This is a genomic window from Leuconostoc carnosum (genome assembly GCF_007954525.1).
Taxonomy (GTDB): domain Bacteria; phylum Bacillota; class Bacilli; order Lactobacillales; family Lactobacillaceae; genus Leuconostoc; species Leuconostoc carnosum.
The window spans coordinates 1,255,273-1,280,662 of record NZ_CP042374.1; the positions used below are offsets into that span (position 1 = coordinate 1,255,273).

30 protein-coding genes, 1 other RNA gene and 1 riboswitch are annotated in these 25,390 nt (G+C 37.4%); of the genes, 24 read left to right on the forward strand and 7 right to left on the reverse strand.

The genetic code is table 11. The annotated features are described in order from the left end of the window. Position 1: 1 nt before the first annotated feature. The 16 genes from FGL89_RS06305 (at position 2) to FGL89_RS06380 (ending at position 12,679) form a co-directional block, all read left to right on the forward strand. Positions 2-811: a metallophosphoesterase gene (locus tag FGL89_RS06305; protein WP_014974819.1), complete on the forward strand. Its 810-nt coding sequence runs from the start codon at positions 2-4 to the stop codon at positions 809-811. 150 nt (positions 812-961) lie between these two features. Then, positions 962-1,405 carry a 3-hydroxyacyl-ACP dehydratase FabZ gene (gene fabZ, locus FGL89_RS06310; RefSeq protein WP_014974818.1) on the forward strand — a complete coding sequence of 148 codons (444 nt, stop codon included), beginning with the start codon at positions 962-964 and terminating at the stop codon, positions 1,403-1,405. Positions 1,406-1,407: 2 nt separating this feature from the next. Next, positions 1,408-1,866 (forward strand): MarR family winged helix-turn-helix transcriptional regulator, encoded by a 459-nt coding sequence (locus FGL89_RS06315; protein ID WP_014974817.1) that lies wholly within the window; start codon positions 1,408-1,410, stop codon positions 1,864-1,866. Positions 1,867-1,873: 7 nt separating this feature from the next. After that, entirely contained in the window at positions 1,874-2,845 is a 972-nt protein-coding gene (locus tag FGL89_RS06320) for a beta-ketoacyl-ACP synthase III (RefSeq protein ID WP_014974816.1), read from the forward strand. Between the two features lie 96 nt (positions 2,846-2,941). Further along, on the forward strand, positions 2,942-3,181 hold the full coding sequence (locus tag FGL89_RS06325; RefSeq protein ID WP_014974815.1) for an acyl carrier protein: 240 nt from the start codon (positions 2,942-2,944) through the stop codon (positions 3,179-3,181). 56 nt (positions 3,182-3,237) lie between these two features. Further along, complete coding sequence (locus FGL89_RS06330) at positions 3,238-4,203, forward strand: nitronate monooxygenase (RefSeq protein WP_014974814.1); 966 nt, start codon at positions 3,238-3,240, stop codon at positions 4,201-4,203. 56 nt (positions 4,204-4,259) lie between these two features. Further along, the gene (locus tag FGL89_RS06335; protein ID WP_014974813.1) at positions 4,260-5,207 is read left to right on the forward strand and encodes an ACP S-malonyltransferase; all 948 of its coding nucleotides are present in this window, start codon (positions 4,260-4,262) and stop codon (positions 5,205-5,207) included. Continuing rightward, complete coding sequence (gene fabG, locus FGL89_RS06340) at positions 5,204-5,935, forward strand: 3-oxoacyl-ACP reductase FabG (RefSeq protein ID WP_014974812.1); 732 nt, start codon at positions 5,204-5,206, stop codon at positions 5,933-5,935. Before FGL89_RS06335 ends, fabG begins: the two co-directional genes overlap by 4 nt. Before the next feature lie 15 nt (positions 5,936-5,950). Next, positions 5,951-7,213 (forward strand): beta-ketoacyl-ACP synthase II, encoded by a 1,263-nt coding sequence (gene fabF, locus FGL89_RS06345; RefSeq protein ID WP_014974811.1) that lies wholly within the window; start codon positions 5,951-5,953, stop codon positions 7,211-7,213. A gap of 3 nt (positions 7,214-7,216) precedes the next feature. Continuing rightward, a complete protein-coding gene (accB, locus tag FGL89_RS06350; RefSeq protein ID WP_014974810.1) occupies positions 7,217-7,669 on the forward strand; it encodes an acetyl-CoA carboxylase biotin carboxyl carrier protein in 453 nt (150 codons plus the stop codon). Between the two features lie 42 nt (positions 7,670-7,711). Beyond that, positions 7,712-8,143 (forward strand): 3-hydroxyacyl-ACP dehydratase FabZ, encoded by a 432-nt coding sequence (gene fabZ, locus FGL89_RS06355; protein ID WP_014974809.1) that lies wholly within the window; start codon positions 7,712-7,714, stop codon positions 8,141-8,143. A gap of 2 nt (positions 8,144-8,145) precedes the next feature. Further along, positions 8,146-9,522, forward strand: coding sequence for an acetyl-CoA carboxylase biotin carboxylase subunit (accC, locus tag FGL89_RS06360; RefSeq protein ID WP_014974808.1), 1,377 nt, complete (start codon positions 8,146-8,148; stop codon positions 9,520-9,522). Between the two features lie 82 nt (positions 9,523-9,604). Continuing rightward, positions 9,605-10,444: an acetyl-CoA carboxylase carboxyltransferase subunit beta gene (locus tag FGL89_RS06365; RefSeq protein ID WP_014974807.1), complete on the forward strand. Its 840-nt coding sequence runs from the start codon at positions 9,605-9,607 to the stop codon at positions 10,442-10,444. 1 nt (position 10,445) lies between these two features. Then, entirely contained in the window at positions 10,446-11,246 is an 801-nt protein-coding gene (gene accA, locus FGL89_RS06370) for a carboxyltransferase subunit alpha (protein WP_014974806.1), read from the forward strand. A 76-nt stretch (positions 11,247-11,322) separates the two neighbouring features. After that, positions 11,323-11,680: a transfer-messenger RNA gene (gene ssrA / locus FGL89_RS06375) on the forward strand. Between the two features lie 426 nt (positions 11,681-12,106). Beyond that, positions 12,107-12,679 carry a uracil-DNA glycosylase family protein gene (locus tag FGL89_RS06380; protein ID WP_014974805.1) on the forward strand — a complete coding sequence of 191 codons (573 nt, stop codon included), beginning with the start codon at positions 12,107-12,109 and terminating at the stop codon, positions 12,677-12,679. 106 nt (positions 12,680-12,785) lie between these two features. Here the strand turns inward: FGL89_RS06380 and FGL89_RS08650 are convergent, their stop codons facing one another. Further along, positions 12,786-12,944 (reverse strand): hypothetical protein, encoded by a 159-nt coding sequence (locus FGL89_RS08650; RefSeq protein ID WP_014974804.1) that lies wholly within the window; start codon positions 12,942-12,944, stop codon positions 12,786-12,788. A 336-nt stretch (positions 12,945-13,280) separates the two neighbouring features. Here FGL89_RS08650 and FGL89_RS06385 point away from each other — a divergent pair, with 336 nt between their 5' ends. After that, on the forward strand, positions 13,281-13,754 hold the full coding sequence (locus FGL89_RS06385) for a TspO/MBR family protein (RefSeq protein WP_014974803.1): 474 nt from the start codon (positions 13,281-13,283) through the stop codon (positions 13,752-13,754). Between the two features lie 172 nt (positions 13,755-13,926). Here FGL89_RS06385 and FGL89_RS06390 read toward each other — a convergent pair whose 3' ends face one another. The 5 genes from FGL89_RS06390 to FGL89_RS06405 form a co-directional block, all read right to left on the reverse strand. Beyond that, complete coding sequence (locus tag FGL89_RS06390; protein ID WP_014974802.1) at positions 13,927-14,553, reverse strand: NAD-dependent epimerase/dehydratase family protein; 627 nt, start codon at positions 14,551-14,553, stop codon at positions 13,927-13,929. A gap of 229 nt (positions 14,554-14,782) precedes the next feature. Continuing rightward, positions 14,783-15,121, reverse strand: a complete 339-nt coding sequence (locus tag FGL89_RS06395) for a hypothetical protein (protein ID WP_014974801.1) — start codon at positions 15,119-15,121, stop codon at positions 14,783-14,785. Between the two features lie 265 nt (positions 15,122-15,386). Further along, the gene (locus FGL89_RS06400; RefSeq protein WP_014974800.1) at positions 15,387-15,692 is read right to left on the reverse strand and encodes a bacteriocin immunity protein; all 306 of its coding nucleotides are present in this window, start codon (positions 15,690-15,692) and stop codon (positions 15,387-15,389) included. Between the two features lie 57 nt (positions 15,693-15,749). Further along, positions 15,750-15,920, reverse strand: coding sequence for a hypothetical protein (locus FGL89_RS08655; protein ID WP_014974799.1), 171 nt, complete (start codon positions 15,918-15,920; stop codon positions 15,750-15,752). 74 nt (positions 15,921-15,994) lie between these two features. After that, positions 15,995-16,504: a ClbS/DfsB family four-helix bundle protein gene (locus FGL89_RS06405; protein ID WP_014974798.1), complete on the reverse strand. Its 510-nt coding sequence runs from the start codon at positions 16,502-16,504 to the stop codon at positions 15,995-15,997. Between the two features lie 272 nt (positions 16,505-16,776). Between FGL89_RS06405 and FGL89_RS06410 the strand changes: the two genes are divergently transcribed. The 4 genes from FGL89_RS06410 (at position 16,777) to FGL89_RS06425 (ending at position 20,763) form a co-directional block, all read left to right on the forward strand. Next, positions 16,777-17,739 carry a cation:proton antiporter gene (locus FGL89_RS06410; protein WP_014974797.1) on the forward strand — a complete coding sequence of 321 codons (963 nt, stop codon included), beginning with the start codon at positions 16,777-16,779 and terminating at the stop codon, positions 17,737-17,739. A 53-nt stretch (positions 17,740-17,792) separates the two neighbouring features. Next, positions 17,793-19,007, forward strand: a complete 1,215-nt coding sequence (locus tag FGL89_RS06415) for a DUF2075 domain-containing protein (RefSeq protein WP_041773165.1) — start codon at positions 17,793-17,795, stop codon at positions 19,005-19,007. A 67-nt stretch (positions 19,008-19,074) separates the two neighbouring features. Further along, positions 19,075-19,172, forward strand: a riboswitch (TPP riboswitch). 96 nt (positions 19,173-19,268) lie between these two features. Beyond that, the gene (thiE, locus tag FGL89_RS06420) at positions 19,269-19,904 is read left to right on the forward strand and encodes a thiamine phosphate synthase (protein WP_041773231.1); all 636 of its coding nucleotides are present in this window, start codon (positions 19,269-19,271) and stop codon (positions 19,902-19,904) included. A 310-nt stretch (positions 19,905-20,214) separates the two neighbouring features. Beyond that, positions 20,215-20,763, forward strand: a complete 549-nt coding sequence (locus FGL89_RS06425) for an NADPH-dependent FMN reductase (RefSeq protein WP_014974794.1) — start codon at positions 20,215-20,217, stop codon at positions 20,761-20,763. Between the two features lie 211 nt (positions 20,764-20,974). On the opposite strand, the gene rnhC is transcribed toward FGL89_RS06425, so the two are convergent. Then, positions 20,975-21,898 (reverse strand): ribonuclease HIII, encoded by a 924-nt coding sequence (gene rnhC, locus FGL89_RS06430; RefSeq protein WP_014974793.1) that lies wholly within the window; start codon positions 21,896-21,898, stop codon positions 20,975-20,977. 74 nt (positions 21,899-21,972) lie between these two features. On the opposite strand from rnhC, the gene zapA reads away from it, so the two are divergent. From zapA to FGL89_RS06445, 3 genes are read left to right on the forward strand one after another with little or no spacing between them, the layout of a single operon-like run. Next, positions 21,973-22,377 (forward strand): cell division protein ZapA, encoded by a 405-nt coding sequence (zapA, locus tag FGL89_RS06435; RefSeq protein ID WP_014974792.1) that lies wholly within the window; start codon positions 21,973-21,975, stop codon positions 22,375-22,377. Continuing rightward, positions 22,374-22,895 (forward strand): CvpA family protein, encoded by a 522-nt coding sequence (locus FGL89_RS06440; RefSeq protein ID WP_014974791.1) that lies wholly within the window; start codon positions 22,374-22,376, stop codon positions 22,893-22,895. Before zapA ends, FGL89_RS06440 begins: the two co-directional genes overlap by 4 nt. Positions 22,896-22,947: 52 nt before the next feature. Further along, entirely contained in the window at positions 22,948-25,353 is a 2,406-nt protein-coding gene (locus FGL89_RS06445) for an endonuclease MutS2 (protein WP_014974790.1), read from the forward strand. Positions 25,354-25,390: the final 37 nt, after the last annotated feature.

The window sequence follows — 25,390 nt, forward strand, 5'->3', positions numbered from 1 at the left end:
TGTGAAAGTTGCATTTTCATCAGATAATCACTTAGATTTGAATAAAATTAATGTTGAGCGTATTATGAATGTCCAAGCGCTTTATTTGCTGAATGCGAGTATAAATCTATATGTCATTGCTGGGGATTTATTCAATGATTTTGAAAAAACCTTAACTTATGTTCGCGATATGCAAACATTATTAGCAGATAAAGTACAGATTCGTTTTATTGCTGGGAACCATGATATGGCTAAAGGTGTCACTTATGAAGAGTTAGAAAGCGATATTGACCCATTGTACTTACACAATAAGTTTATTGATCTGACACCAACTGTTCGCCTAATTGGCAACAACGGTTGGTATGATTACGATTTTGTAGGTGATACCTACACAGATGCACAGATTCAACAATTCAAACAAACTTTTTGGTATGATCGTCGTATCCAACAACCTGTGACAGACAAGGAACGCTTTAATAGAAATATGGCGCAAATTCAGGCACAATTGGATGCTGCTGATCGCCGGCAGACAGTAGTAGTATCTCACTTTGTGCCACGAAGTGACTATATTAAGCGTTTTCCAGCTAGTAATCAACGCTTAGACATGGCAAACGCCCTTCTAGGCAGTTCAAAATTAGGGAAAATACTAGATAATTCTTATACGGTAGCTACGGTTACCGGGCATTTACATTTACATCCGGCGCCGTTAAAGGTAGGGAATAATACCTATTATAATGCTGCTGTAGGATATCACACTGTTCGAGTAAATGAATGGGATAGTGATGATTTCATGACTGAATGGCAAAGACGTTTGGTGGTATTGGATTTTTAAGATATTGTAAACAATGGTTTGTTATATAAAAATAGTTTGACTATCGAAGTAAATAATGCGATAATTTCTTTATCATATTATTTCGATAGTCAAACTATTTTTTCGAAAGGACTAATTTAATACTTAAAACGTATTAAAACAATTAAAATTATGGCAGTACTTACAACAACAGAAATTATGGCATTGATTCCCAATCGTTATCCCATTCTTTATATGGATTTCGTTGAAGAAATGACGCCAGATGAATCAATTGTCGCAGTAAAAAATGTAACGATTAATGAGCAGTTTTTCCAAGGACATTTTCCAGGGAACCCAGTAATGCCAGGGGTTTTAATTATTGAATCACTTGCACAGGCAGCTTCTATTTTGATTTTATCATCACCACAATTTAAGGGTAAGACAGCTTACATGACTGGTATTGATAATGCTAAGTTTAAGAAAATGGTTGTGCCAGGTGATGTCTTAAAGTTACATGTTAGTTTTGGTAAGTTACGTGCCAATATGGGTAGCGTACTTGTTGAAGCAAAAGTTAATGGACAAACAGCAACATCTGCTGAATTGATGTTTGTTGTCTCACCAGACGAAGAGAAATAATTATGGGTGAAACACTAATAACTAATTTTGAACAAATAAATAGTGAATTAGTAGGTGTTTTTAATAATGTAATGTGGATTGAAGAAGCTGCATTAAAGCAGAGCCTTTTTAAAGATCTTTCTATTAAAGATATGCATACAATTGAGGCAATCTCGATGTATGAAGAAAAGAGTGCTTCTGAAGTTGCAAGGATAATCCATATCACACCCAGTTCTATGACTAGCGCAATTGATAAGCTAGTTGAAAAAGGTTATGTGGAGCGGCGTCGTTCGATTCAAGACCGACGAGTCGTTAAGCTAGGGTTGACACACAAAGGACGTATTGTTTATCGTGCTCATCAAGGTTTCCATCGTGATATGGCACGTAACTTTTTGGAGGGCATGTCATCTGAGGACGTCACGGTTGTGCAAAAAGCTATTCACAATTTGATGAGTTATTTGACACGGTTACTTCAGAAATAAGGGGATTATGGAACAAATTAAAATTGTGGCCAGTGCGCGGCAAATACCGCAACGTACTGTGACAAACGATGAATTGAGCGCCATGATGGATACCGATGATCAATGGATTTATTCACGTACGGGTATTCATGAGCGCCATGTTGTGACAACAGAAAATACAAGTGATTTAGCCTTAAAGGTAGCACAAAAGTTATTAGAACAAAGTAACTATGATGCTAATGACATTGATTTTATTTTGGTAAGTACAATGTCTCCTGATGCGACATCGCCCAATACAGCAGCACTTGTACAAGCAGGGTTAGGTGCTAGCCAAGCATTTGCAATGGATTTAAGCGCTGCTTGTTCAGGTTTTGTTTACGGCATGAGTGTGGCAACATCATTGCTTAGTTCGCGTTACCGACGCGGTATTGTGATAGGTGCAGAAGTCTTATCTAAATTAGTTGACTGGACTGATCGCACGACAGCTGTACTGTTTGGTGATGGTGCAGCTGGCGTATTGATCGAAAAAACAGATGATGCTGTGGGACTATTAGCTGAAGATTTACGATCATTTGGTGACGTGAATGGTTACTTAGTGGCAGGAAGATTTGCAAATGCAAATGCTTTCAGTGGTGAAATTACTACATTGGATCCTTTTTTTCACCAAAATGGTCGAGAAGTGTATAATTTTGCTACACGTGAAGTACCAAACACCTTAACACGTGTCTTAGCTAAGGCAGAGTTAACCGCAGATGACGTCGATGTATATCTGTTGCATCAAGCCAATGCACGTATTATTATGTCAATTGCTAAGCGGCTTGGACAAAACATTGAAAAGTTTCCTATGAATATGAATAAATATGGGAATACAAGTGCAGCGACTGTGCCAATTTTGTTGGATGAACTACGTGCTGATAATGTTGTCCATGAAGGGCAAACAATCGCACTGGTAGGATTTGGTGGCGGATTAACGATTGGCGCACAAATTTGGAAGTTATAATCAGGGTATTATTTTAAACAAACGTTTGGTGTGGGACGGCTGCACCATAAAAATCTAACCGATAAATATAAAAGAATCCTACAGGAGAAAAGAAATATGACAGATGCAGAAGTTTTTAACAAGGTAAAAGAAATTTTGGTTGACCAATTTGATTTGGAAGACGACGAAGTGTCTTTAACAACTGATTTAACTAATGATATCGATGCCGATTCATTGGATTTGTTTGAAGTTTTGAACCGTGTTGAAGATGATTTTGATATTAAGTTGGCTGTTGCTGAAGATATCAAAACAGTACAAGACTTGGTAGACAAGGTAAAGGCGCAATTAGCAGCCTAAATGTTACAAGTGGTCGGCAATGATCACGTACATAACTTTATTTAAAGGAAAATGAAATGGTTGTAAAAGAAATGAGCCCAATTTTTAAAAAGTTAGGCATGAAGTATCCTATTGTTGAAGGCGGAATGACATGGGCAGGAACAGGTAAGTTAGCTGCTGCTGTTTCTGAAGCTGGAGGCCTTGGTTTTATTGGTACAGGTTATTGGCATGGGGAAGATGTGCGTAACGAAATTCGTCGTGCAAAATCACTGACAGATAAGCCTTTTGGTGTCAACGTGATGTTATTGAGCCGTCACATTCGTGAAGTGTTTGATGTCATTATTGAAGAAGGTGTCAAAGTTGTTGCTACTGGTGCGGGAGATCCCTCACCGTTCTTAGATGAACTTCATGAAGCAGGCATTATCGTTATCCCAGTTGTACCTTCTGTGTCATTAGCTAAGATGATGGAAAAAAAGGGTGTGGATGCTGTCGTTGCTGAAGGCATGGAGTCTGGTGGCCATATTGGGATGCTGACAACAATGGCCTTAGTACCACAAGTTGTGGATGCTGTTAATATTCCAGTTATTGCAGCTGGTGGTATTGGTGATGGACGTGGGGTGGCTGCTGTCTTTATGTTAGGCGCAGCGGGAGCTCAAATGGGCACACGTTTCTTAACAGCAGCGGAATCTGAAGTTCATCCAAACTTTAAGCAAAAGGTTTTGAAAGCTAAAGATATCGACACAATTGTTACAGGTAATTTGCTTGGTAATCGTGCACGTGTTTTGAAAAATAAAATGGCTAAGTCGTTTGTCAAAAACGAAGTACTTGAATTACAAAAAGAAAAGCCAGATGCTGCAGCTATCGAAAAATTAGAATCTGGTACCTTGCGTAGTGCGGTACAACAAGGTGATAAAGAAGGCGGCGCATTCATGGCTGGTCAAATTTCTGGTTTGATCCACGATGAAAAGCCTGTTAATGAAATTTTGGCTGATATTTGGCAACAAGCAACAGATGTCATGGGCATTGAAAATACGACATTATAGGAGGCAAGCTACTTTCGTAGCTGCTTCTTGTAAAGAAATAGTATATGGGGTTTAATATGAAATTAGGTATTTTATTTAGTGGTCAAGGGGCACAGAAAGCAGGTATGGGATCTGATTTATACCAATCTCTGCCTGCATATAAAGAGACTGTTGACAAGGCTTCTGAGATTGTTGGATATAATATCCAAGAAGTAGCCAGTGATGAAACTAAAATTTCTCAAACAGCATATGCACAACCAGCTATTTTAACAATGAGTCATGCGATTATCAGTGCTTTAGGTGATGCATTACCAGTACCTGTAGCTGGGTTAGGTTTAAGTCTTGGAGAATATTCTGCCTTGACAGCAAGTGGTGCGTTAACGTTTGATCAAGCAGTTGCTATCATAAAAGATCGTGGTGCTTACATGCAAACAGTCGGGGATGCGAATCCTGGTAAAATGGTTGCTGTGATGGGTGATGACCAAAAATTAGTCGAAAATGTTTTGGCAACATTGCAATCAGAAGGAAAAAAAGTTTACCCGGCTAACTACAATACATTTGCTCAATTAGTTATCGGTGGTGTGGCGGCTGATGTTGATCTGGCTGTTGAAAAATTGACAGAAGCTGGTATTCAACGCATGGTAGAGTTACCTGTTTCAGGTGCTTTTCATACGCCATTATTAAAGGACGCGGCGACACAGTTGGCGACACGTTTGACTGGCGAGAAATTTAACAGTTTCAAATATCCTGTATACTCCAATACAACTGGAGATATATTTACGCAAGACACACTTTATGATACTTTAACGCAACAGATTATTTCACCAACATATTTTGCGCAAGCTGTGCAAAATATGTTAGATTTGGGAGTAGATACATTCCTAGAAGTTGGACCATCTGAAACGTTGGTAAAGTTTGTTAAAAAGATTGCACCTAAAAGTGTAAAACGTTATGCTATTACAGATTTAGAAAGTTTTAATACTGTTCGGGATATGCTAATAGCAGAAGGAGAGGAAACTAAATGATGGATTTTACAAATCAAACAGTGTTAGTTACTGGATCATCACGTGGTATTGGCTTAGCCATTGCGCAAGCATTTGATGCTGCTGGAGCCAAGTTAATTTTGCACGCACGATCAGAAATCAAGCCTGAAATCATCGCATTGTTCAAGCAAGAACCACAGGTTTTGCAATTTGATATTGCTGATGCAGAAGCTGCAGAAGCTAGCTTGAAAGCGTTATACAAACAAGATGATTTTGATGGTATTGATGTATTAGTTAATAATGCAGGTATCACAAAAGACCAGTTAGCAATGGCATTGGCACCAGCCGATTTTGCTGCAGTTGTTAACGTTAACTTAAATGGGACATTCAACGTAACACAACCCGTATTTAAAAAAATGATTCGTCAAAAGCATGGTGCAATTATTAATTTGAGTTCAGTTGTCGGGCAAATGGGTAATATGGGGCAAAGTAACTATGCTGCGTCAAAGGCTGGCATCATTGGTTTAACTAAATCATTGGCTAAAGAGGGTGCGCGTCGTAATATACGTGTCAATGCTGTTGCGCCAGGTATGATTGTATCTGACATGACTAGTGTTTTGCCAGAAGCAACACAAACAGAAATTTTAAAGAATATCCCGTTGTCACGCTTTGGAAGTGCAGAAGAAGTGGCTGACGCGGTGTTATTCTTAGCTGAAAATTCATACATAACAGGACAAACACTTACTGTTGATGGTGGATTATATATTTAATCAAAGGAGATCTTAATGTCACGAGTAGTAATCACTGGGCTTGGTGCTGTTACACCACTTGGAAATGATACAGAAACATTTTTAAATGGTATTTTTAATGAAGAAATCGGTATTAAGCCTATCACAAAGTTTGATGCATCTGAAACAGGTATTACAGTAGCTGGACAGGTCGATGGTTTTGACCCAGCTCAGCGTGTGGGTAAGCGTAATGCTCGTAAGCTGGATTTGTTTTCACAGTATGCTATTGATGCTGCAGATCAAGCATTGGAAAATGCTGGCTTGAAAGCACCAGAAGGATCAGAAAATCCAACAACTGTTAAGGATCCAAACCGATTTGGTGTTATTTTAGGTAATGGTATTGGTGGATTAACAACAATCCAAGAACAAGTTATTAAAATGCATGACAAAGGACCACAACGTGTGAGCCCATTGTTCGTACCAGAATCAATTCCAAATATGGTTGCTGGTAACGTATCATTGCGTTTTGGTGCTAAAGGTGTGAACTACACCATCGTTACAGCGTGCGCCTCAGCTACCAATGCAATTGGTGAAGCATTTTGGCGTGTACAATCGGGTAAAGCTGACGTGATGTTGACCGGTGGTTCTGAAGCGACAGTTAACGAAATAGGTATTGCTGGTTTCGCTGCTCTAACAGCATTGTCCACTGAAACAGATCCCAAAAAAGCTTCAAAGCCATTTGATAAGAATCGTCATGGTTTTGTCTTGGGTGAAGGATCAGGTATCTTGGTTATCGAGAGTCTAGAACATGCTCAAGCCCGTGGTGCACATATCTTGGCTGAATTAGTAGGCTATGGTTCATCTTCTGATGCTTACCATATGACGTCACCATCACCCGATGGTGAAGGAGCTGCTCGCGCTATTAAAGACGCACTACAAGATGCTGATTTACAACCACAACAAATTTCATATATTAATGCACATGGTACTGCTACGGGTGCTAATGATTCTGGTGAAGCCCACGCTATCGCTACAGTGTTTGGTGAAAATACTGTAGCTGTATCATCTACAAAGGGTATGACAGGTCATTTGCTTGGTGCGGCAGGGGCTATTGAAGCATTAGTTTCTGTTGGTTCGTTAGTTCGTGGTGAGTTACCTGTTAACGTGGGTATCGATGAGCCAGATGAAGATACTAAAGTTGTTAATTTAGTATCGGCAGCTACAAAGAATCAAGCACCAGAGTACGTTATGAGTGCAAATTATGGCTTTGGTGGTCATAATGCTGTTGTTGTATTCAAAAATTGGCATGAAGAGGCTTAATTCATGAGTTTAAAAATTGATGAAATCCGTGAACTGATTGCAGATTTAGAAAATAGTTCGTTGCGTGAATTTGAAATTGCAGATGGTGATTTTAAATTACATTTGTCAAAAAATGATAATGCAACAGTTATTAATACACCAGAAACACCTATATCAAAACCAGCTGCTAAAGTAGATGCTGAACCTGAGCATCCTTTGGCTCAGCCCGCTCAAACAGGTACTGAGATTGTGGCTCCCATGGTTGGAACAGTATATTTGCAACCAAAGCCTGATGCGCCAATGTTCAAACGAGTAGGGGACAAAGTGTCAGTTGGTGAAACAGTTGCTGTCATTGAAGCTATGAAACTTATGACTGAAATCCATAGTGAAGTAGCTGGTACGATTGCTGAAATTTTGGTAGAAAATGAAGAAGTTGTTGATTACAATAAGCCTTTGTATGTTGTAACAACGGACTAATGCATGCGGTTTTTCCGCGTACATATTTTGGAGGAAACACAAATGAGCGTTTTAAGTACAACAGAAATTATGGCAATCATTCCACATCGTTATCCAATGTTGATGTTGGACACAGTTGAAGAATTAATACCTGGTGAGAAAGCCGTTGCGTTGAAGAATATTTCTGTTAACGAAGAAATTTTTCAAGGCCATTTCCCAGGTAACCCAACTTTTCCTGGTGCTTTGACGGTTGAAGCATTGGCACAAACCGGTGCTGTTGCCTTATTATCTCTCCCTGAATTTAAAGGAAAAACTGCCTATTTTGGTGGGATTAAAAAAGCACGTTATCGCCAAATGGTACGTCCAGGTGATCAATTACGTTTAGAAGTAACGCTTGATCGTTTGCGTGGCCCAATTGGAACAGGTAAGGGTACTGCTTGGATTGGCGATAAGAAGGCAACAACTGCTGAATTAACATTTATCATTGGAGATTAACTGTGTTTAAAAAAGTATTGGTTGCAAACCGTGGTGAGATTGCGGTACGCATTATCCGAACATTAAAAGAAATGGGCATCGCTTCTGTAGCAATTTATTCAACAGCTGATAAAGACAGTTTACACGTACAAATTGCAGATGAAGCAATTTCAGTTGGTGGTCCAAAACCAAAAGACTCTTACTTAAATATGAAAAACATTTTAAGTGCTGCCTTATTAACTGGTGCTGAAGCAATTCATCCAGGATACGGTTTCTTGTCAGAAAATGCACTATTTGCCGATATGGTTGGTGAAGTAGGCATTAAGTGGATCGGTCCAAGACCAGAAACAATTTCATTAATGGGTAATAAAGCCAATGCACGTGAAGAAATGCGTCGTGCAGGTGTGCCAGTGATTCCAGGTTCTGAAGGCTTTATTCGTGATTTCCATGAAGCAAAAGCAGTTGCAGAACGTATTGGATATCCTTTGTTACTAAAAGCTGCAGCTGGTGGTGGTGGTAAAGGTATGCGTTTTGTGTATGCAGAAGATGAGTTATCAGATAAATTTGATGATGCTCAAAATGAAGCAAGATCATCATTTGGTGATGATCATATGTATATTGAAAAAGTCATGACTCGTGTTCGTCACATTGAAATGCAGCTTGTACGAGATGAAAACGGCCATGTGGTTTATTTACCAGAACGTAATTGCTCATTGCAACGTAATAATCAAAAAGTGTTAGAAGAATCACCAGCAACTGGTGTCACACCTGAAATGCGTGCTGAATTAGGTGATATTGTAACTCGTGCAGCGCAAGCATTGCGTTATGAAAATACAGGTACAATCGAATTTTTGCAAGACCGTGAAGGCAAGTTTTATTTCATGGAAATGAACACACGTATTCAAGTTGAACATCCAGTGTCAGAAATGGTAACTGGAATTGATTTGATTCGCTTACAAATTATGATTGCTGCTGGTGAGGATTTACCAGTTACACAAGATGATGTTAAGGTTCAAGGTCACTCTATTGAAGTGCGATTAACAGCTGAACAACCTGAAAAGAACTTTTCGCCTAGTGCAGGTACAGTTGATTTTGTCTTTTTACCAATGGGTGGTTTGGGTATTCGTATTGACTCTGCTTTGTTTGCAGGTGATAAAATTCAACCATTTTATGATTCGATGATTGGTAAGTTAATTGTCCACGGTGCAAATCGACCAGAGGCAATGGCAAAGTTACGCCGTATTGTTAATGAAACAGTTATTCACGGTGTGCAAACAAATCGTAATTTCCAAAAAGCATTATTAGACGACCCACAGGTACAACGTGGTGAATTCGATACACGCTATTTGGAAAATGAATTTTTACCACGTTGGACTGAGAGTTTGTCAATTAAAGATTAGTTATAAAGTCGTAGACGGTAAAGAATTGTAAAGAAAGGCATATGTTCAGTTACCTGTGAGGGCACGGAACATACTTTTGAAAATGGATTTATATAATAACGACAAATCAACATCAAAAATTAAACGTGCTGAATCAGTGAATGAACGTATTCCCGACGGCTTATTTCTAGCGTGTCCATATTGTGGTACACAAATGTACAACAAACAATTAGGTGCTTATCGTGTATGCGCTAATTGTGGATATGGTTTTCGTTTACAAGCAAGGGAACGCATTGAACTTTTAACTGAGTCGTTTGATGAATTGGATGCAGATGTTACAATGACACATCCTGATTTCCCCGGTTATGCTGATAAGTTACAACGAGCCAAGGATCAAACAAATCTTGGCGAGTCTGTTTTGACTGGTGTCGCAATGATTAAGGAACAAAGGGTTGCGCTAGGTATTATGGATTCGTACTTTATGATGGGATCACTTGGATCAATGACAGGTGAGAAGATCACGCGTTTATTTGAGCACGCAACATCAAACAGGCTACCAGTCGTATTATTTACGGCATCTGGTGGTGCACGAATGCAAGAAGGTATGAATTCCTTAATGCAAATGGCAAAGGTTTCAGCAGCGGTGGCGGAACATCAAGAAGCTGGACTATTGTATTTGGTTGTATTGACTGATCCAACAACTGGCGGCGTGACGGCTAGTTTTGCTATGCAGGCAGATATTACCCTGGGAGAACCACATGCTTTGGTTGGTTTTGCTGGAGCGCGGGTGATTGAATCAACGATTCATGAAAAACTACCAAAAGACTTTCAGCGTGTGGAAACACTCTTGAAGAACGGCTTTGTTGATGATATTGTACCAAGACCGGAACTCGCTGAAAAAATTGCAACCTTAGTGAAATTTCATCAAGTGACGGAGGAGTGATATGGCTGTTAATATTGGTTTGAAATTATTTAAACGCGAGCTGACACCAAAGGATATTGTAAAGAAATCACGAGAAGATCGCTTTCTTGCTCGTGAAATCATTAATGGGATTTTTACAGACTTTGTGGAATTGCATGGTGATCGATTGAGTGGGGATGATACATCGGTTATCGGTGGTATTGCACGACTTAATGACCAACCAGTTACGGTTATTGCCATTGATAAAGGCGTTGATATTCATGATAAGCTAAGTAAGCGCAACGGTTCGCCTGAGCCATGGGGTTACCGTAAAGCACAACGCTTAATGCAACAAGCAAATAAATTTCACCGACCTATTGTGACTTTTATTAATACACCAGGAGCTTTTCCAGGTAAAACAGCTGAGGCACAAGGACAAGGCGAGGCGATAGCACAATCTATTTTGTTATCGATGAAGCTAACAGTACCTATGATCGCTATCATTTACGGTGAAGCTGGCTCTGGGGGAGCCCTAGCGCTAGCAACTAGTGATCAAGTCTGGATGTTCCAAAACTCTACGTACTCCATTTTATCGCCAGAAGGATTTGCTTCTATCTTATGGAAAGATAGTAAACGTTCTGATGAAGCTGCGGCATTGATGGGTTTGACACCTAAAGACCTATTAGAAAAACAAGTAATTGACTATATTATTCCTGAATCTCGTAACCATCCCCGTGTATTTAGTTTAATTAGAAAACGTTTGGACAATGAATTTAAGCAGTTAAATTCATTAACACCTGAAGAGTTAATGAAACAAAGACGCGCAAGGTTTAGAGCATTTTAATTTGTGGTATAATAGATTATCAGCTGTTGTTGATAATCTATTATTTTTCTTTATTGAGAAAAACTATTGGTTTTTTGGGGCCGTTTTTGGAATTCGACGGGTTGTTTAGGGCAGGGACTGCGTTTCGCCATCCGGGCGTAAAGCGGGCAGACATTTTAACTGCAAAAAACGAAAACACTTTCGCAGTTGCTGCTTAAAAAACAGTAACGCGTAACTTAGTCTTGGTTGCTGACATCTAGGATTAGGTCATAAAAGGTCAGATCGTATACTTGTTTAAATCTGGAGCAATTATATTAAATTAATCAGGTTAGTGATTAATATTAGCCTTGTTTTGTGGCGTGATTAATCATGAAATTTAAATGACAAAGCTATAAGCGTAGATGTTTCTGTACCGGGCGGTCTGGACAGGGGTTCGACTCCCCTCGGCTCCATTCAGCATTTCATGGCGTTGCATAGGGTTTCAAAAACCTAATGTAGCGCTTTTTCTTATAAAAAGTATTTCATTACATTGCACGGTATTTCAAGCGAAATAACACAAAAATAACACAAAAAATAATGATGATTGAGCGACAGGACGGCATTTAAGCCGTTTTTTATTTGCAGAAAAGGGCAACAAATAACACATAAACTAAAATGTGGTACATATTTTAATAGCATAAGCGAGATAAAGAATGACAAACAAAACAGATAGATTAGTTTGTGATTGCTGCTCTGGCCGATTAAACCTTATGGTAGAGCTTGAGCCAACTTACAAGAAATATATTACTGATATTACTTTTTGTTTAAAAGTCATCTGGCTAGGTCAGTTGTAAACAAGGGTTTATAATGAACATAGGTAGAATTAAGGGGGATATTAAGTAATGACTATTTTTGATGAAATAGTAGATGACAAGGTAAATTCTGAGTTTACTAGCAAAGGACTGAAACCAATCTATCATGCGCCAACGAGCGCAAAAATAGTTATTATCGGACAGGCTCCGGGATTACGTGTCCAAAACTCAGGTATAATGTGGAACGATGCTTCAGGAGATAGGTTGAGAGACTGGATGGGTATCAGTAAAGATGTTTTTTACAACTCTGGTAAGATTGGTGTCATACCCATGGACTTTTATTATCCTGGAAAAGCTAAGTCGGGTGATTTACCACCACGTAAAGGTATCGCAGACAAATGGCACCCACGTTTGTTAAAACAGATGCCCAATGCACAGATGACTATCTTAGTAGGTTCCTATGCACAAAAATACTATCTAAAGCTAAATAGTCAGGATAAAATAACGACAGTCATAAAAGATTATCAAAAATATCTTCCTAATTACTTCCCAATTGTTCATCCTTCTCCTAGAAATAATATTTGGCTCAAAAAAAATCCTTGGTTTGAGCAAGAAGTTGTCCCAGACCTGCAGAAAATGATTTCTCAAATCATATCAAATTGAAATCCAGGTTGACATACTTGATAATCAATAATATAACAAGTTCAATACCTCATATAATGGCGAAAAATATGCTTTCATATGTACGCACTCTATGAGTGCATGATTATTATTTATAAACTATTAAGGCAGTATATGCAAACACAGGCGTTCTATACTGTACCTCAATAATTTCGTGGCCATGAGCCTCTAAATCAGCTAAAGCCTCATTTAGTTTGTCAGTAAATCCTTTGGCTGTCCAAAAACCAAGTACAAGTTGTGTCCTCATTTGTCATCCCCTGTAATGCTTTTAACGTGGTTCAATGCACGTATTATGTAATCACTCTGTGAGTACTTTTGATTTGTATAATCAGGATGTACAAACAATTGATAGTATGTGCCATTGGAAGATAATTGATAACATTAAATGAGTACATTTCTTTTTATTACTTTTAACAATTATAATACCAAAGAATATCACGTATTTAAAGGCAAATACCCACCGATGTAGCTTAAATTGACATTGATCATACTAAATGAAACGATGATTTTTTGCTAAACAAATGCTAAAATATATATCAATCTAAAAATATATTTTTAATTTAAATCACTAGGAGAATTGCTCATGAAAAAAATATCTATGCCAATTAGAGCTATATTGTTTACTCTAGTTATTTTCTTATTAGGAGCGTTATCCTCTTTTAGTGTTGAATGGATTAGAGGTGTGTCAATCGGTGAGGTATATGGCACATTTAGATTACCACCTTTTGCACCACCGAGATGGCTGTTTGGACCGGCGTGGGGATTTTTGTATATTTTGTTAGGTATTTATTGTGCTAACTTAAATTCAGTCAAAAAGAGTAGAACGATGATATATAGTTTCATGTATATTCAATTAATATTAAATATCTTTTGGACTGTTGTATTTTTCTCTTTTGCTAATTTATTCTGGGCTAGCGTAATGATTGTGGTGATGGATATTTTAGTTTTTGGTTTACTTCTCGCGGATCATCGACGTATTAGATATATTTTGATACCATATTTAGTTTGGTTACTGTTTGCTAGCTACTTATCAATTGCTGTTCTTTTATTAAATTGAGTACTTATCAATAAAACTAGTCAATCAATTCATTAAAATGTGACATCACTTGAAAATGAGAATACAAAAAGCACGGAAACTTTACTATTAAAGTTTCCGTGCTTTTTAATGACATGAATTTTCTGCAACAGTATAATGATTTTGACGTAAGCACACTATGGCTTTTGAAAGGTTAGCTTCTTTGCTGTAGTGTACTCTTTTTACCCAGCAGGATATTTTCAATGTTGGTCGCAAAGTCCCTCCGTGAGATAGGACGTAAATTGTTAAAATATTTAATCCAACTAAGATAGGTTAAAAATAGACCTGGTAGATATGAACTATATCTTGCTTTATCAAAGATAATACCAGGATAAACAAAATATGCACGACTTGCTAATCGTTTTTTGGCTTCGTTTTCGACAGCACGTTTGGCGTTAAGATAAGGTTTCATAAAGAAAGGACCTGTATTTGCTGAAATAAATAAGAACTTTGGTGTAGGTTCCGCAACCAGAACGTCAATAATACTTTTCGCTGGCTCATAGCTACTGTTTTGATAATTTTGTTTTTTAATTGGGTTCGGTAACAAGATACCTATTGCATCAATAATCCAGTCGGCATCTGCGACAATGTGTTGCCATTCCGTAGGATTACTGAGGTCTACTGCATGATAAAAAGTTTGATCCTTAGCATGTGATGAAAATGGGTGCCTGGATAAACTGTGTACTTCAAAAAATTCTGGTGAAAGTTGTTGAATAATACCTTGTCCAACAAATCCAGTGCCACCGGCAATGACAATTTTTTGTTTTTTCATAACATCCATATTTTAAAACCCTTTCAAATTGTATTGTGGTAGGCTTGGAAATTAAGGATAGGGCAAATGTAGTTACCTCACTAATAAAACATGTGATATCTGCCCAGTAATTGTGAACATAAAAAGTAGCAGCAAGGGGATGATGACAAGTGACAATTTCGTTTTCCAAATATCAGGGTATTTTATGTTGATATGATAATAATTTTTGACATAATATTGAACACTTTACATTGGTATTTCAATAATTTCTGTTCATCATAGTTGATAAAAATATTACTATAAACAAGAGATATAGCGCCATTAAAACAATAAAAATAATAAATTGGACTAAACCTGCACGGTTCCATGTCGCTTGCACAGCCTTAAATGTGTCAATATCTTTATAATCGCCCTTTTGCCATGCCCACTCATTACCTTTAAAGCCACAAACAAACATCCAAAATAAGTTAAACACTGGAATCAAGCAGAGCAAAGGTAGATAAGTTTTGTTACCTATACCCCAGAATACATTGTACATGAAGGCGCCCCAGTTCCATCCTCTAATCTCATTTGGTACGGTTATGCTATTCTCGTCCATAATATTTTCTCCTAATCTTTTTAACATGTGTCAGTGTAGTGATTGAGCGATGTGCATTATATGCCATCCTCATTGTTAATCAAAAGAGATTGCATTTGTTGCATAAAATATCATACTCTAATTAAATCATACCATTTACGAGTTGGTCGGTGGGGTTTGTTGTTTGTCATCTAGGATAAACTAAATGTAGTTATTATAAAAACATCACGCGTTTAAAAAAACACATGTTCTAACTTAATATTAGAGCATGTGTTTTTGAAATAAATTAGAACCACAAAGGTAACATGATGGCTGATGCTGCAATGGCATCATATTTTGTGGCATATTTTTTGATTTGGTTATGTAATATAATTGCTGCTTCAGGCAGTTGATTTTTTGTTTCCCAGTAATACAAAACAAGACTTTTAATCATTTTTGAAGCGACCAAATGATAGTTTTGTGTCTTATCTAATTCTTTTGCATAATTAAGAATCATGTCGCGTAAATCAGGCTGTGCTTTCACTTGTGGATCAGAAAACGCAACGCTCATCTGGTCTAAGATTGTTTCAACTATTTCTTCTTGTGAAGCCATACTTCCCCCCTAATTATTTATATACTTGTGTGGCGCGTGGATCTGTTAAAAAGTGTGTTATTTCATTAACCCATTACGATTATCCCAAATGTAAGAAATCGCCAGAATAAGTAAACCTAAGTTAGAAGCTAAAATAGCAAAGGTAGATTCGTTCATAATCCAGCTAACTAACGAAACAAACATCAAAATTAAAGCTAAAATAACGACATATACTGAACTTTTTTTCATAATAATCTCCTTGGCAGTTTAACGTGATTACGAGGCACGTAGGGTCATGATTTATATCATGTTGTATTGTCAAATCAGAGTGCAGCTTTTTTCCACTTGCGTATTTTTGTTCTGAACGTGCCAAAGGGTGCAACAGAGTTGATATGAACCCATTTCCAAACTGGCCATTGTGCAGTAGTAGTTGCCCATTGACGTTGATTTGGTTCAAATAAAACCTCATCTGGGAGATTACTTACGAGTTCACATAGTGCGTCTACTTTTTGGTTGAGCAAGGTAATTTGTTCGGAGATGTCATAATCAGCGTAGGTATCATAAAATGACTGGTATAAACCACCTAAATTATTCCATTTGTAGCCTTTAGCAGGGACGACGACTTCTTTACCATGACGTTCATCAGTTTCCCAACCTAACAAGGCGGTCAGCCAACCTAGTTGATAGGATAAGTTTTCACTAGGCGTACGATCGACACCATCGACATGGTGATCTTTTAGTGCGTTTGGAATAGCAGTAAATTCATTGATATATTTTGAATAACTGAGTTCAATCGCGTGTATTAATTCGTTTTTATTAGCATATGATTTCATTGAGTTAGTACCCGTTCTTAACAGTTTTGTGACCAGTAGAGGGATATGTAGCAAATTATTTTATATTATTAGTGTAGCAGATTATGGTTGTATTATAAAGATTAGCAGATATCATGTTAATTTTGTAACAATATTTTTTAATTTGGCGTTATATTATTAAAAATGGTAGGATAGAAGTAGTTAAATAAATCACGGTTGGGCGAAAGCTTCAAGAAATGAATTGGTCGGGGAACCAATTATTTCTTGGAGTTTTTTGAATTAAGGAGAATGTCATGGTCTATGTATCAATTATACTGTTAATTATTGTCACAATAATATTTGGAAAGATAGGTGTTAAGTTAGGATTTTCAGAAGTTGTCGGACAACTGTTAGCTGGTATTGTATTGGGAGGTAGTGTATTTAATATCGTACAACCAACTAATTTAATTCATGTGATATCTGAAATTGGTATCTTATTACTAATGTTAAATTCCGGTATGTCATCTGACATCAAAGAAATGAAAAAGTATATTAAAGCATCCGTTCTCATTGCTGTAATGGGTGTTCTTGTTCCGGCAATTGTATTTCCTATAGCATTCATTTTATTAGGTTACAGTATACAAATTGCGATTTTTTCAGGCGTTATTTTCTCAGCTACGTCAATTTCTATTACTTTAGCAGTATTAGCTGAGCAAAAAAAATTAGCAACGACTATGGGTGCTATTATCCTTTCGGCTGCGGTTTTAGACGATATTATTGCATTAATTGCGGTTATTCTATTTTCAATATTTGTCGGTGGTGGTGGATTAGGTATTAATAGCTTATTACCACTAGTTGCTTTTGCAATAGGTATTTTATTACGAAAAGTATCTTTTTCGCAACAACTGTCTAGTGGTTTTAATATGATTGGGCAATGGGTGTTTTACCCCGTATTCTTTGGTGCCATTGGTTTAGGCTTATCTGTACAAAATTTAAATGATAAAATTTTGCCAATTATTATATTTAGTGTGTTAGCAGTCATCACGAAGTTTGCAGGCTCATTTATTGGTGCAAAAATAGCCGGATTAAGTCAAAATATTGCTAGTGCTATTGGGGCTGGAATGATTTCCAGAGGAGAAATGGCACTTGTGATTACGCAAATAGGTATATCATCTAAAATTATCAGTGAAGCGACATCTGGTGAAGTTATCATAACTGTCATTATTTCTACGATTGTTGCACCGATACTGATGAAACCGTTGTTTAGCAAGGTATAGATCATTTGATGCTAAATAGAGGATAGGCATGAATTGATTGATTGTTGTAAAATATGTTCATGATGAAAAATAGTTTTATGTTAGCAGCAGATGAAGTGTTATCGGATGAGCAGACAGAGATTGTCACGCAAGCAGTTCATTTTGTTGAAACCAGTTTACAACAAGACCAAAAACGTATTTTTGTTATCGAAGGTGGTGCAGGTGCCGGGAAAAGTGTGGTATTGCTTGATATTTTTAAACAAATACAAGAAAAAAACATGCAACAAAATCAACAATCAAGTCACTATTTACTCGTCAATCATGCGGAAATGTTAAAGATTTATCGTGATTACGCTGGTAGCCAGCCTCTTTTTAAGAAGAATCAATTCTTGAAACCCACGTCTTTTATTAATCAAATGGATAAGAGGAAAGCCGTAGCAGATGTTGTTTTAATTGATGAAGCACACTTATTGTTAACTTCGCCAGACCGTTATAATAAATTTAAACAAGATAATCAGTTAGTTGAAATCATCAAGCATGCGCGCGTTATTGTTATGGTTTTTGATCCAAAGCAGGTTCTGAAATTTAAAAGTATGTGGAACAATCAATTATTAATGCGCATAATTGCGCCATATCATCCTGTGGTTGAACATTTAACCAAACAATATCGGATGACTGGGCAAAGTGAAGCTGTGGTGAAATGGATTGATCAGCTGACGCAAGATCGACAAGTGGCACAATTAACAGCGGTGAAAGATTTTGATTTTCGAGTATACGATGATGCCACAGCAATGTATCAGGCGATTCAGGAAAGAAACCAACAATTGGGAATGTCACGTATATTGGCAACGACTGATTATAAATATACTGTTAATCGCGGGACATGGTACGTCACATTGGGTAATTTTCAATTACCATGGGATCAATTAGATACTGGCACAACACCGTGGGCAATGCGGCCAGACACAATTAATGAAGTGGGATCTGTTTATACCATCCAAGGGTTTGATTTGAACTACGCGGGTGTTATTATTGGCCCTAGCATTCAGTTTGACGAACAACTACAGCAATTGGTGATTGATCCCCATCTTTATGAAGACAAAGCAGCTTTTAGGCAGTTAAAAGGGCAATCATTTAATCGTCAGGCAAAAGAAGAATTAATGCTCCATGCATTAGAAGTACTTCTAAAACGCGGTCGATATGGGCTTTATTTGTGTATTGCAGATCGCAGGTTACGCCGACATATTTTGAAACAAGTGAGTTCTGAATTGTGTGTTAGTGATAAATAGATACTATAAAACTACAGATATTGACAAGATAATAAAGTGATGGTAAGCTTCATAATATAATTGAATAGAAAAATATCTGGGGTGCCTATTATTTGTTTGGCTGAGAATATACCCATATAACCTGATCAGATTAGAATCTGCGTAGGAAGATGTGATTAATAATATTATTTATTGAACTGTTTTTGCGTGCTTTTAACGTAGGAAACAGTTTTTTTGTATTTTGGCAAGTGATTTTAACAATTGAGAGGTTAATCAATGATAATGACTAATAAAAATGTAGATTACTCGCTTTACTTAGTGACCGACAGATATGATTATTCTGATAAAGCATTTTTACAAATTATTACTCAAGCTTGTGAGAGCGGTGTGACTTTGCTAGAACTAAGAGAAAAAGATGTCACATCAAAAAGATATTTTGAGTTAGCAAAATCTGTGAAACAGGTAACAGATCGTTTTGATATTCCGTTGATTATTGATGACAGAGTAGATATTTGTCTGGCAGTTGACGCAGCCGGTGTTCATGTTGGTGATAACGATTTGCCAGTTTATAAGGTACGCCAAATGATTGGACCAAATAAAATACTAGGTGTTTCAGTTAAAGATATGGCTCGTGCGATTGAAGCCAAAGAACAAGGGGCAGATTATTTTGGTGTTGGTGCCATTTACCCAACAAAAACAAAAGTAATTACCAAACATACATCAATTGAAACGTTGAAAAATATAACAGAGCAAATGAACATACCGGTCAATGCAATTGGTGGGATTAAAGAAGACAATATTAGTAGCTTGAAAAATACTGGTATTGCTGGCGTCTGTATGGTGAGTGACATCATGCAAGCACCTGATGTTCAAACAAAAGTAGCTCATGTATTAGGTCAGGTAAAAAAGATACTATAGATAAAGTATTTGGGTAACGCCAATGATAGCATTCAGTTTTTAGTCAATTAACCCGGAACGCTAAGAGAAATTGTGTCATAAATAGTATGATATGTAAAATGATGTAGAAAGTAGACTAAATAATATTAAAAAAGCTATATTCTTAATCGAATTAGCTTTTTTAATACGTTTAGAACAAGCAGTACATGAGTTTTAAAGTTATCCCGAGAAATACAAAATACTTATTGTGGAAAGTCATTTTCTCAAAGCGTGTTGTATTATTTGACGACAAGATGTATACTTACTATTAGTAAGAAAGAAGGATTAAAAAATGACTAAATATGGTGTGGTAGTAGGTTCAATTCGAAAGAATTCATATTCAAAGGGCGTAGCTGATGCTTTGGTAGCGGGGTTACCTGAAGATTCAGAAGTGACTTATATTGATATTCATCATCTACCTTTATACAATCAAGATTATGATGCAGATTCACCTGAAGAATATACAGCATTTCGTTCAGTAATAGCAGCGCAAGATGCCTTCATTTTTGTGACACCTGAGCATAATCGTAGTATTTCAGCAGCGCTGAAGAATGCACTCGACGTTGGTTCACGTCCATGGGGTCAAAACAGTTGGGCTGGAAAGCCAGCTTTGGTAGCGTCGCAGTCAATTTCTGGGATTGCCGGTATCTTAGCTAACCATGTGTTACGCCAATCTTTGGTTTTTTTGGATATGACGACAATGCAACAACCTGAATTATATATTGGGAATGTTCAAAATCTAGCAGATGAAGAGGGACATATTACAAATACTGATACACAAGCATTTTTGGCTAGTGCAACACAACAATTTGTCTTGTTTGCAGATAAGTTAATCGGCTAAATTGTTTGGCTTCAATTTGCTGATAGGCAAGGGATACGTGTCCTCATGAAAACGGTTCTGGACAATTAGCAACAACAGTTGGCATGGTGTCCTTACTGTCGTTGATGACTTATTGCGAATGCTTAACTTTTATTTGAAAACAGATTAAAAAAGCGCCTTCTTTATAGAAGAGCGCTTTTTTAAGACATTTAATGATGTACTAAAAATGGGGTTACAATATTTTTTTTGCTTTTTGCGTATTAGCAAAATGTAATTTAGCAAAGTGATTGAGATCCAAGCCTTTTTTCATTAGTTTAGCGGCAATGATATCAACTTGATGTCCAGCACCGATAGGGAGCAACATACCAGCTTCTTCACTCAATCTAGCAATGGCATCAAGTTCAACAACACGTGCCAAAATTGAAGCGGCAGCCACGCTTAGATGGTATTGTTCACCCTTTGTTGTAAAATAAACATTTTGATTAACAATATGTGATTGTTGCGCATTGCGTAAATATTTGTAATAAGTACTTTCTTGAGCAAATTGATCAATCAAAATGCCATCTGGCACATTTGGGGCAATTTTTTCTAATACCTTACCCAGGGCAAAATTGTGAGAAATTGCCTTCATTTGATTGACATTATTTTTTGTTTGTAGCACATTATATTTTTCAGGCATAATGTTAACAACATGATGAGGTAAATGATGAATAATTTCTGGGGCAATTTGTTTCATTTTCTGATCAGTTAATGTTTTAGAATCAGCAATGCCAAGTTGGCGTACCCAATCAAGATTATCTTTAGAGACATAAACGGCAGCTGTGGTTAAGGGACCAAAATAAGCACCCGCACCAACTTCATCGGAGCCAAGAACTGACCAATCAGCGAAATCTCGTGGTATACTAATGCCTGGTGTTGTATTTTGTCTCACAATGGCATGTGACTCCTTCTGAGGTTCAGTATGCCAGCGCGCGGCTTCCTGTGCGAAGCCAGCACCTTGGAACATTACTTTACCTGATTGATAACCGGTAATGGTTGCGCGCGGTGTTTTCGCTGCAAAAATTGCGCCGTTTGGTAATTTTGATGTCAGCTGTTTAGCATAATAAGATGCCATTTTTTTTAATTGTGTTTGAGAAACTTGGATAACTGTTTGCATACGATCAATTATATCAAGTTTTAGCTGGTAAGAATATGGTGTATAATTGATTAGACACTATTAAGGAAAAGACTATGGCAGGAAAAAACGATAAACGACGATACAAGGCAAATATTGCTGGCAAAAGTTACACGATTTCAGGTCATGCTAGCTTGCCACATTTTAAAGCAACAGAAACATTATTTAATAAACAATGGACACAAATTCAAACAGTTGCGCCTCAGCTAAAGCCACTTGAACAAGCTGTTTTATTAACTTTCAATACCTTATCTGATCAACTTTACAAGCAGGCTGAGCTAGACGAATTGCAGAAGCAAATCACGTCATTACAAGCAGAATTGGATGAGCTACGGCAATCTCAAAAATCAACATCAAAACGAGAGCCTAAGAGTGCAATTACATCGATTATTGATGATGCTAAACATGATAGTCAAGTAAGGTCAACTAACAAACTATTTAAACAGGATAAAAACACATGATATTATTGATAATTGCAGTTATTTTTGTACTAGCTTCACTGCTTTCAGGATACCGACATGGTTTTGTAAACGGGCTCTTACGCTTGGCATTGTTAGTCGTCGTGTGGTACATTGCGATTAAATTTGCCGAGCCATTAGGAGCAGTATTTTCAAATTTTGTGAGCGGACAATTTGTACGAACAGATGTCCCACAAGATGTTGCCAATCAAGGCTCAAAATTTTTAGCTTCAGGTCTCACGTTTACAATACTGTTAATCATAGGAGGAGCAGTTAGTCATTATATTCTGAGGTCACTCAGCATTATTCGACGAATTCCATTATTAGGATGGGTTGATGGTGTTCTAGGTGCGATACTATATGGCTTAATTAGTGCAACAATTACCTTTTTTGCGCTACAGTTGTTATCCGTCATACCGAATGTATGGCTTCAGGATCAATTTTTGAATACACCTTTACTAAATGAAATATTAGATAACGCACCATTTTTTGCTCAGCAAATCTATCAATGGTGGTTATGAGTGGTGAACTTTTGAATAGAAAAAAAGGATAGCGTATTTTGCGCGTAGATGGATGAATAAAAAAGTATTACAAACTTTAGAATATGACAAAATAAAATTGCAATTGCATGCTTTTTTGCTGACACCAGTTGGGCGGCAAGAAGCAGACGCGCTGGCACCCGAAACAGACATCGACAGGATTAATTATTGGCTACTTGAAACGGCTGATGGTGTTTTAATTGATCGTTTAAAAGGTGGGTTGCCAATTTCTAAACTGGCGGATATTACACCACATTTAAAACGATTAAATATTAATGCTAGCCTGAGTGCCACTGAGTTATCAGAAGTAAGTACGGTACTACGTAACACAAGCACAATTGCTAATTTTTTTGAGCAGCTACAAGATGAAGTGATTGGCGAATCATTACAAGTATTACCTGAACAAGCACAAAATCTTGAAATATTACAAGATGTCACGCGACAAATTCAAATAGCTATTGATATATCGGGGCGAATTAATGATGAAGCCTCTTTTGAATTGAAAGCCATTCGTGGCAAGATTATTGGTCATGAAAATGCAGTTAAACATCAGATGCAAGATTATACGCGTGGTAAAACAGCACAGTATTTGAGCGACCCAATTGTGACTATTCGTGCTGATCGCTATGTGTTACCGGTTAAAGCTGAGTACCGTAATCAGTTTGGCGGTGTTGTTCATGACCAAAGTCAAACGGGACAAACGCTTTATATTGAGCCACAAGCAGTTGTAGAGTTAAATAATAAGTTAAGCGAATTACGTGTTAAAGAAGCGGTTGAAGAGCAACATGTGCTGCAAGAGTTATCTGCTGCTTTAGCACCACATACTGTAGAAATAGCTAATAATGTGAAAATTATTGGTCATTTTGATTTTATTAATGCTAAATCCAGATTAGCTGCCCGCTTAGATGCCATGCAGCCTACGGTTAATCCAAATAATCACGTGAATTTGCAACAAGCTTGGCACCCTTTGCTAGATAAAAAAATTGCAGTAGCTAATGATATTGTTTTAGGTGAAGACTATAAAGCAATTATTATTACAGGACCTAACACTGGTGGAAAAACAATTACCATCAAAACATTAGGTTTGCTGCAATTAATGGCGCAATCAGGTTTATTTATCACAACAAAACGGCCATCCACAGTTGGCATTTTTAATGAAGTCTTTGCTGATATTGGTGATGAACAATCTATTGAGCAAAGTTTATCCACCTTCAGTTCACATATGGCCAATATTGTTTCAATGCTTGATAATATTGATGATCAAACACTGGTTATTTTTGATGAATTGGGTGCAGGTACTGACCCCGCCGAAGGGGCGGCTTTAGCGATTGCTATTTTGGATAAAGTTGCTAGTTTGGGAGCGTATGTTATTGCCACCACCCACTATCCAGAATTGAAATTATATGGTTATAATCGTCCAGAAACAATCAATGCTTCGATGGTATTTGATGTTGAAACGTTGCGACCAACTTATCAATTTATGATGGGGGTGCCTGGTCAGTCCAATGCCTTAGCTATCGCTAAACGACTTGGGTTGGGGGAGGATGTGATTGGTGCAGCCACAGCATTAACAAATGAATCAGATCAAGATTTAAATAACATGATTGCCGATCTGGTAACAAAGCGGGATCAAGTTAATAAAGAACGAGAGATTCTTGAGTTACAATTGAAGACGACTGATGAGCAAGCCACGGCGTTTGAAGAAAAGCAGCGCCAACTAGAAAAAGATCGCGCACAGATTGTCTTAGATGCTAAAAATGAAGCCAATCATATTGTAGCGTCAACAAAAAAACAAGCTGAGCAATTGATTTCTGAGATACGTAAGGAACGTCTAAACGCAGGTCAACAGACAGGTCAGTTTAGTGAGCAAGACCTACAAGCTAAAAAAGGTCAATTAGAAAAATTACGTCAGAATAATAGTTTAGAAAAAAATAAAGTCTTACAACGTGCTAAGCGTGCCAAAGCGCTTGCTGCTGGTGATGAAATTTTGGTTAAATCTTATAGTCAGCAAGGTACTTTAGTTAAAAAACATAGTAATGGTCAATGGGAAGTCGAGATGGGTATTTTGAAAATGCTTGTCGATGAAGACGATGTGGTTAAAACTGAAGCAACTGCCAATGCCCAAAAATCTAAAGCAAAACAGAAACAAAGAAAAGTTGTGAAAACAAAAACAGCTGGAAATACAGTACGACAGACAGCTAGTGCTAAGTTAGATCTTCGTGGTGTACGATATGAAGCTGCGTTATCAGAATTAGATCGGTATTTGGATACTGCGGTGTTAGCAAATCTTGGTGCGGTCGAAATTATTCACGGTAAAGGTACAGGTGCTTTACGTAAAGGTGTAACAGAATTTTTACGGTCGGATCGTCGTGTAAAGAGCTTTCATTTTGCCAGTGCCAATGCCGGTGGGGATGGTGCGACAATAGCAGAATTAGCTTGATATAAATTTTAATAAAAAACAATATGATTATTAGATC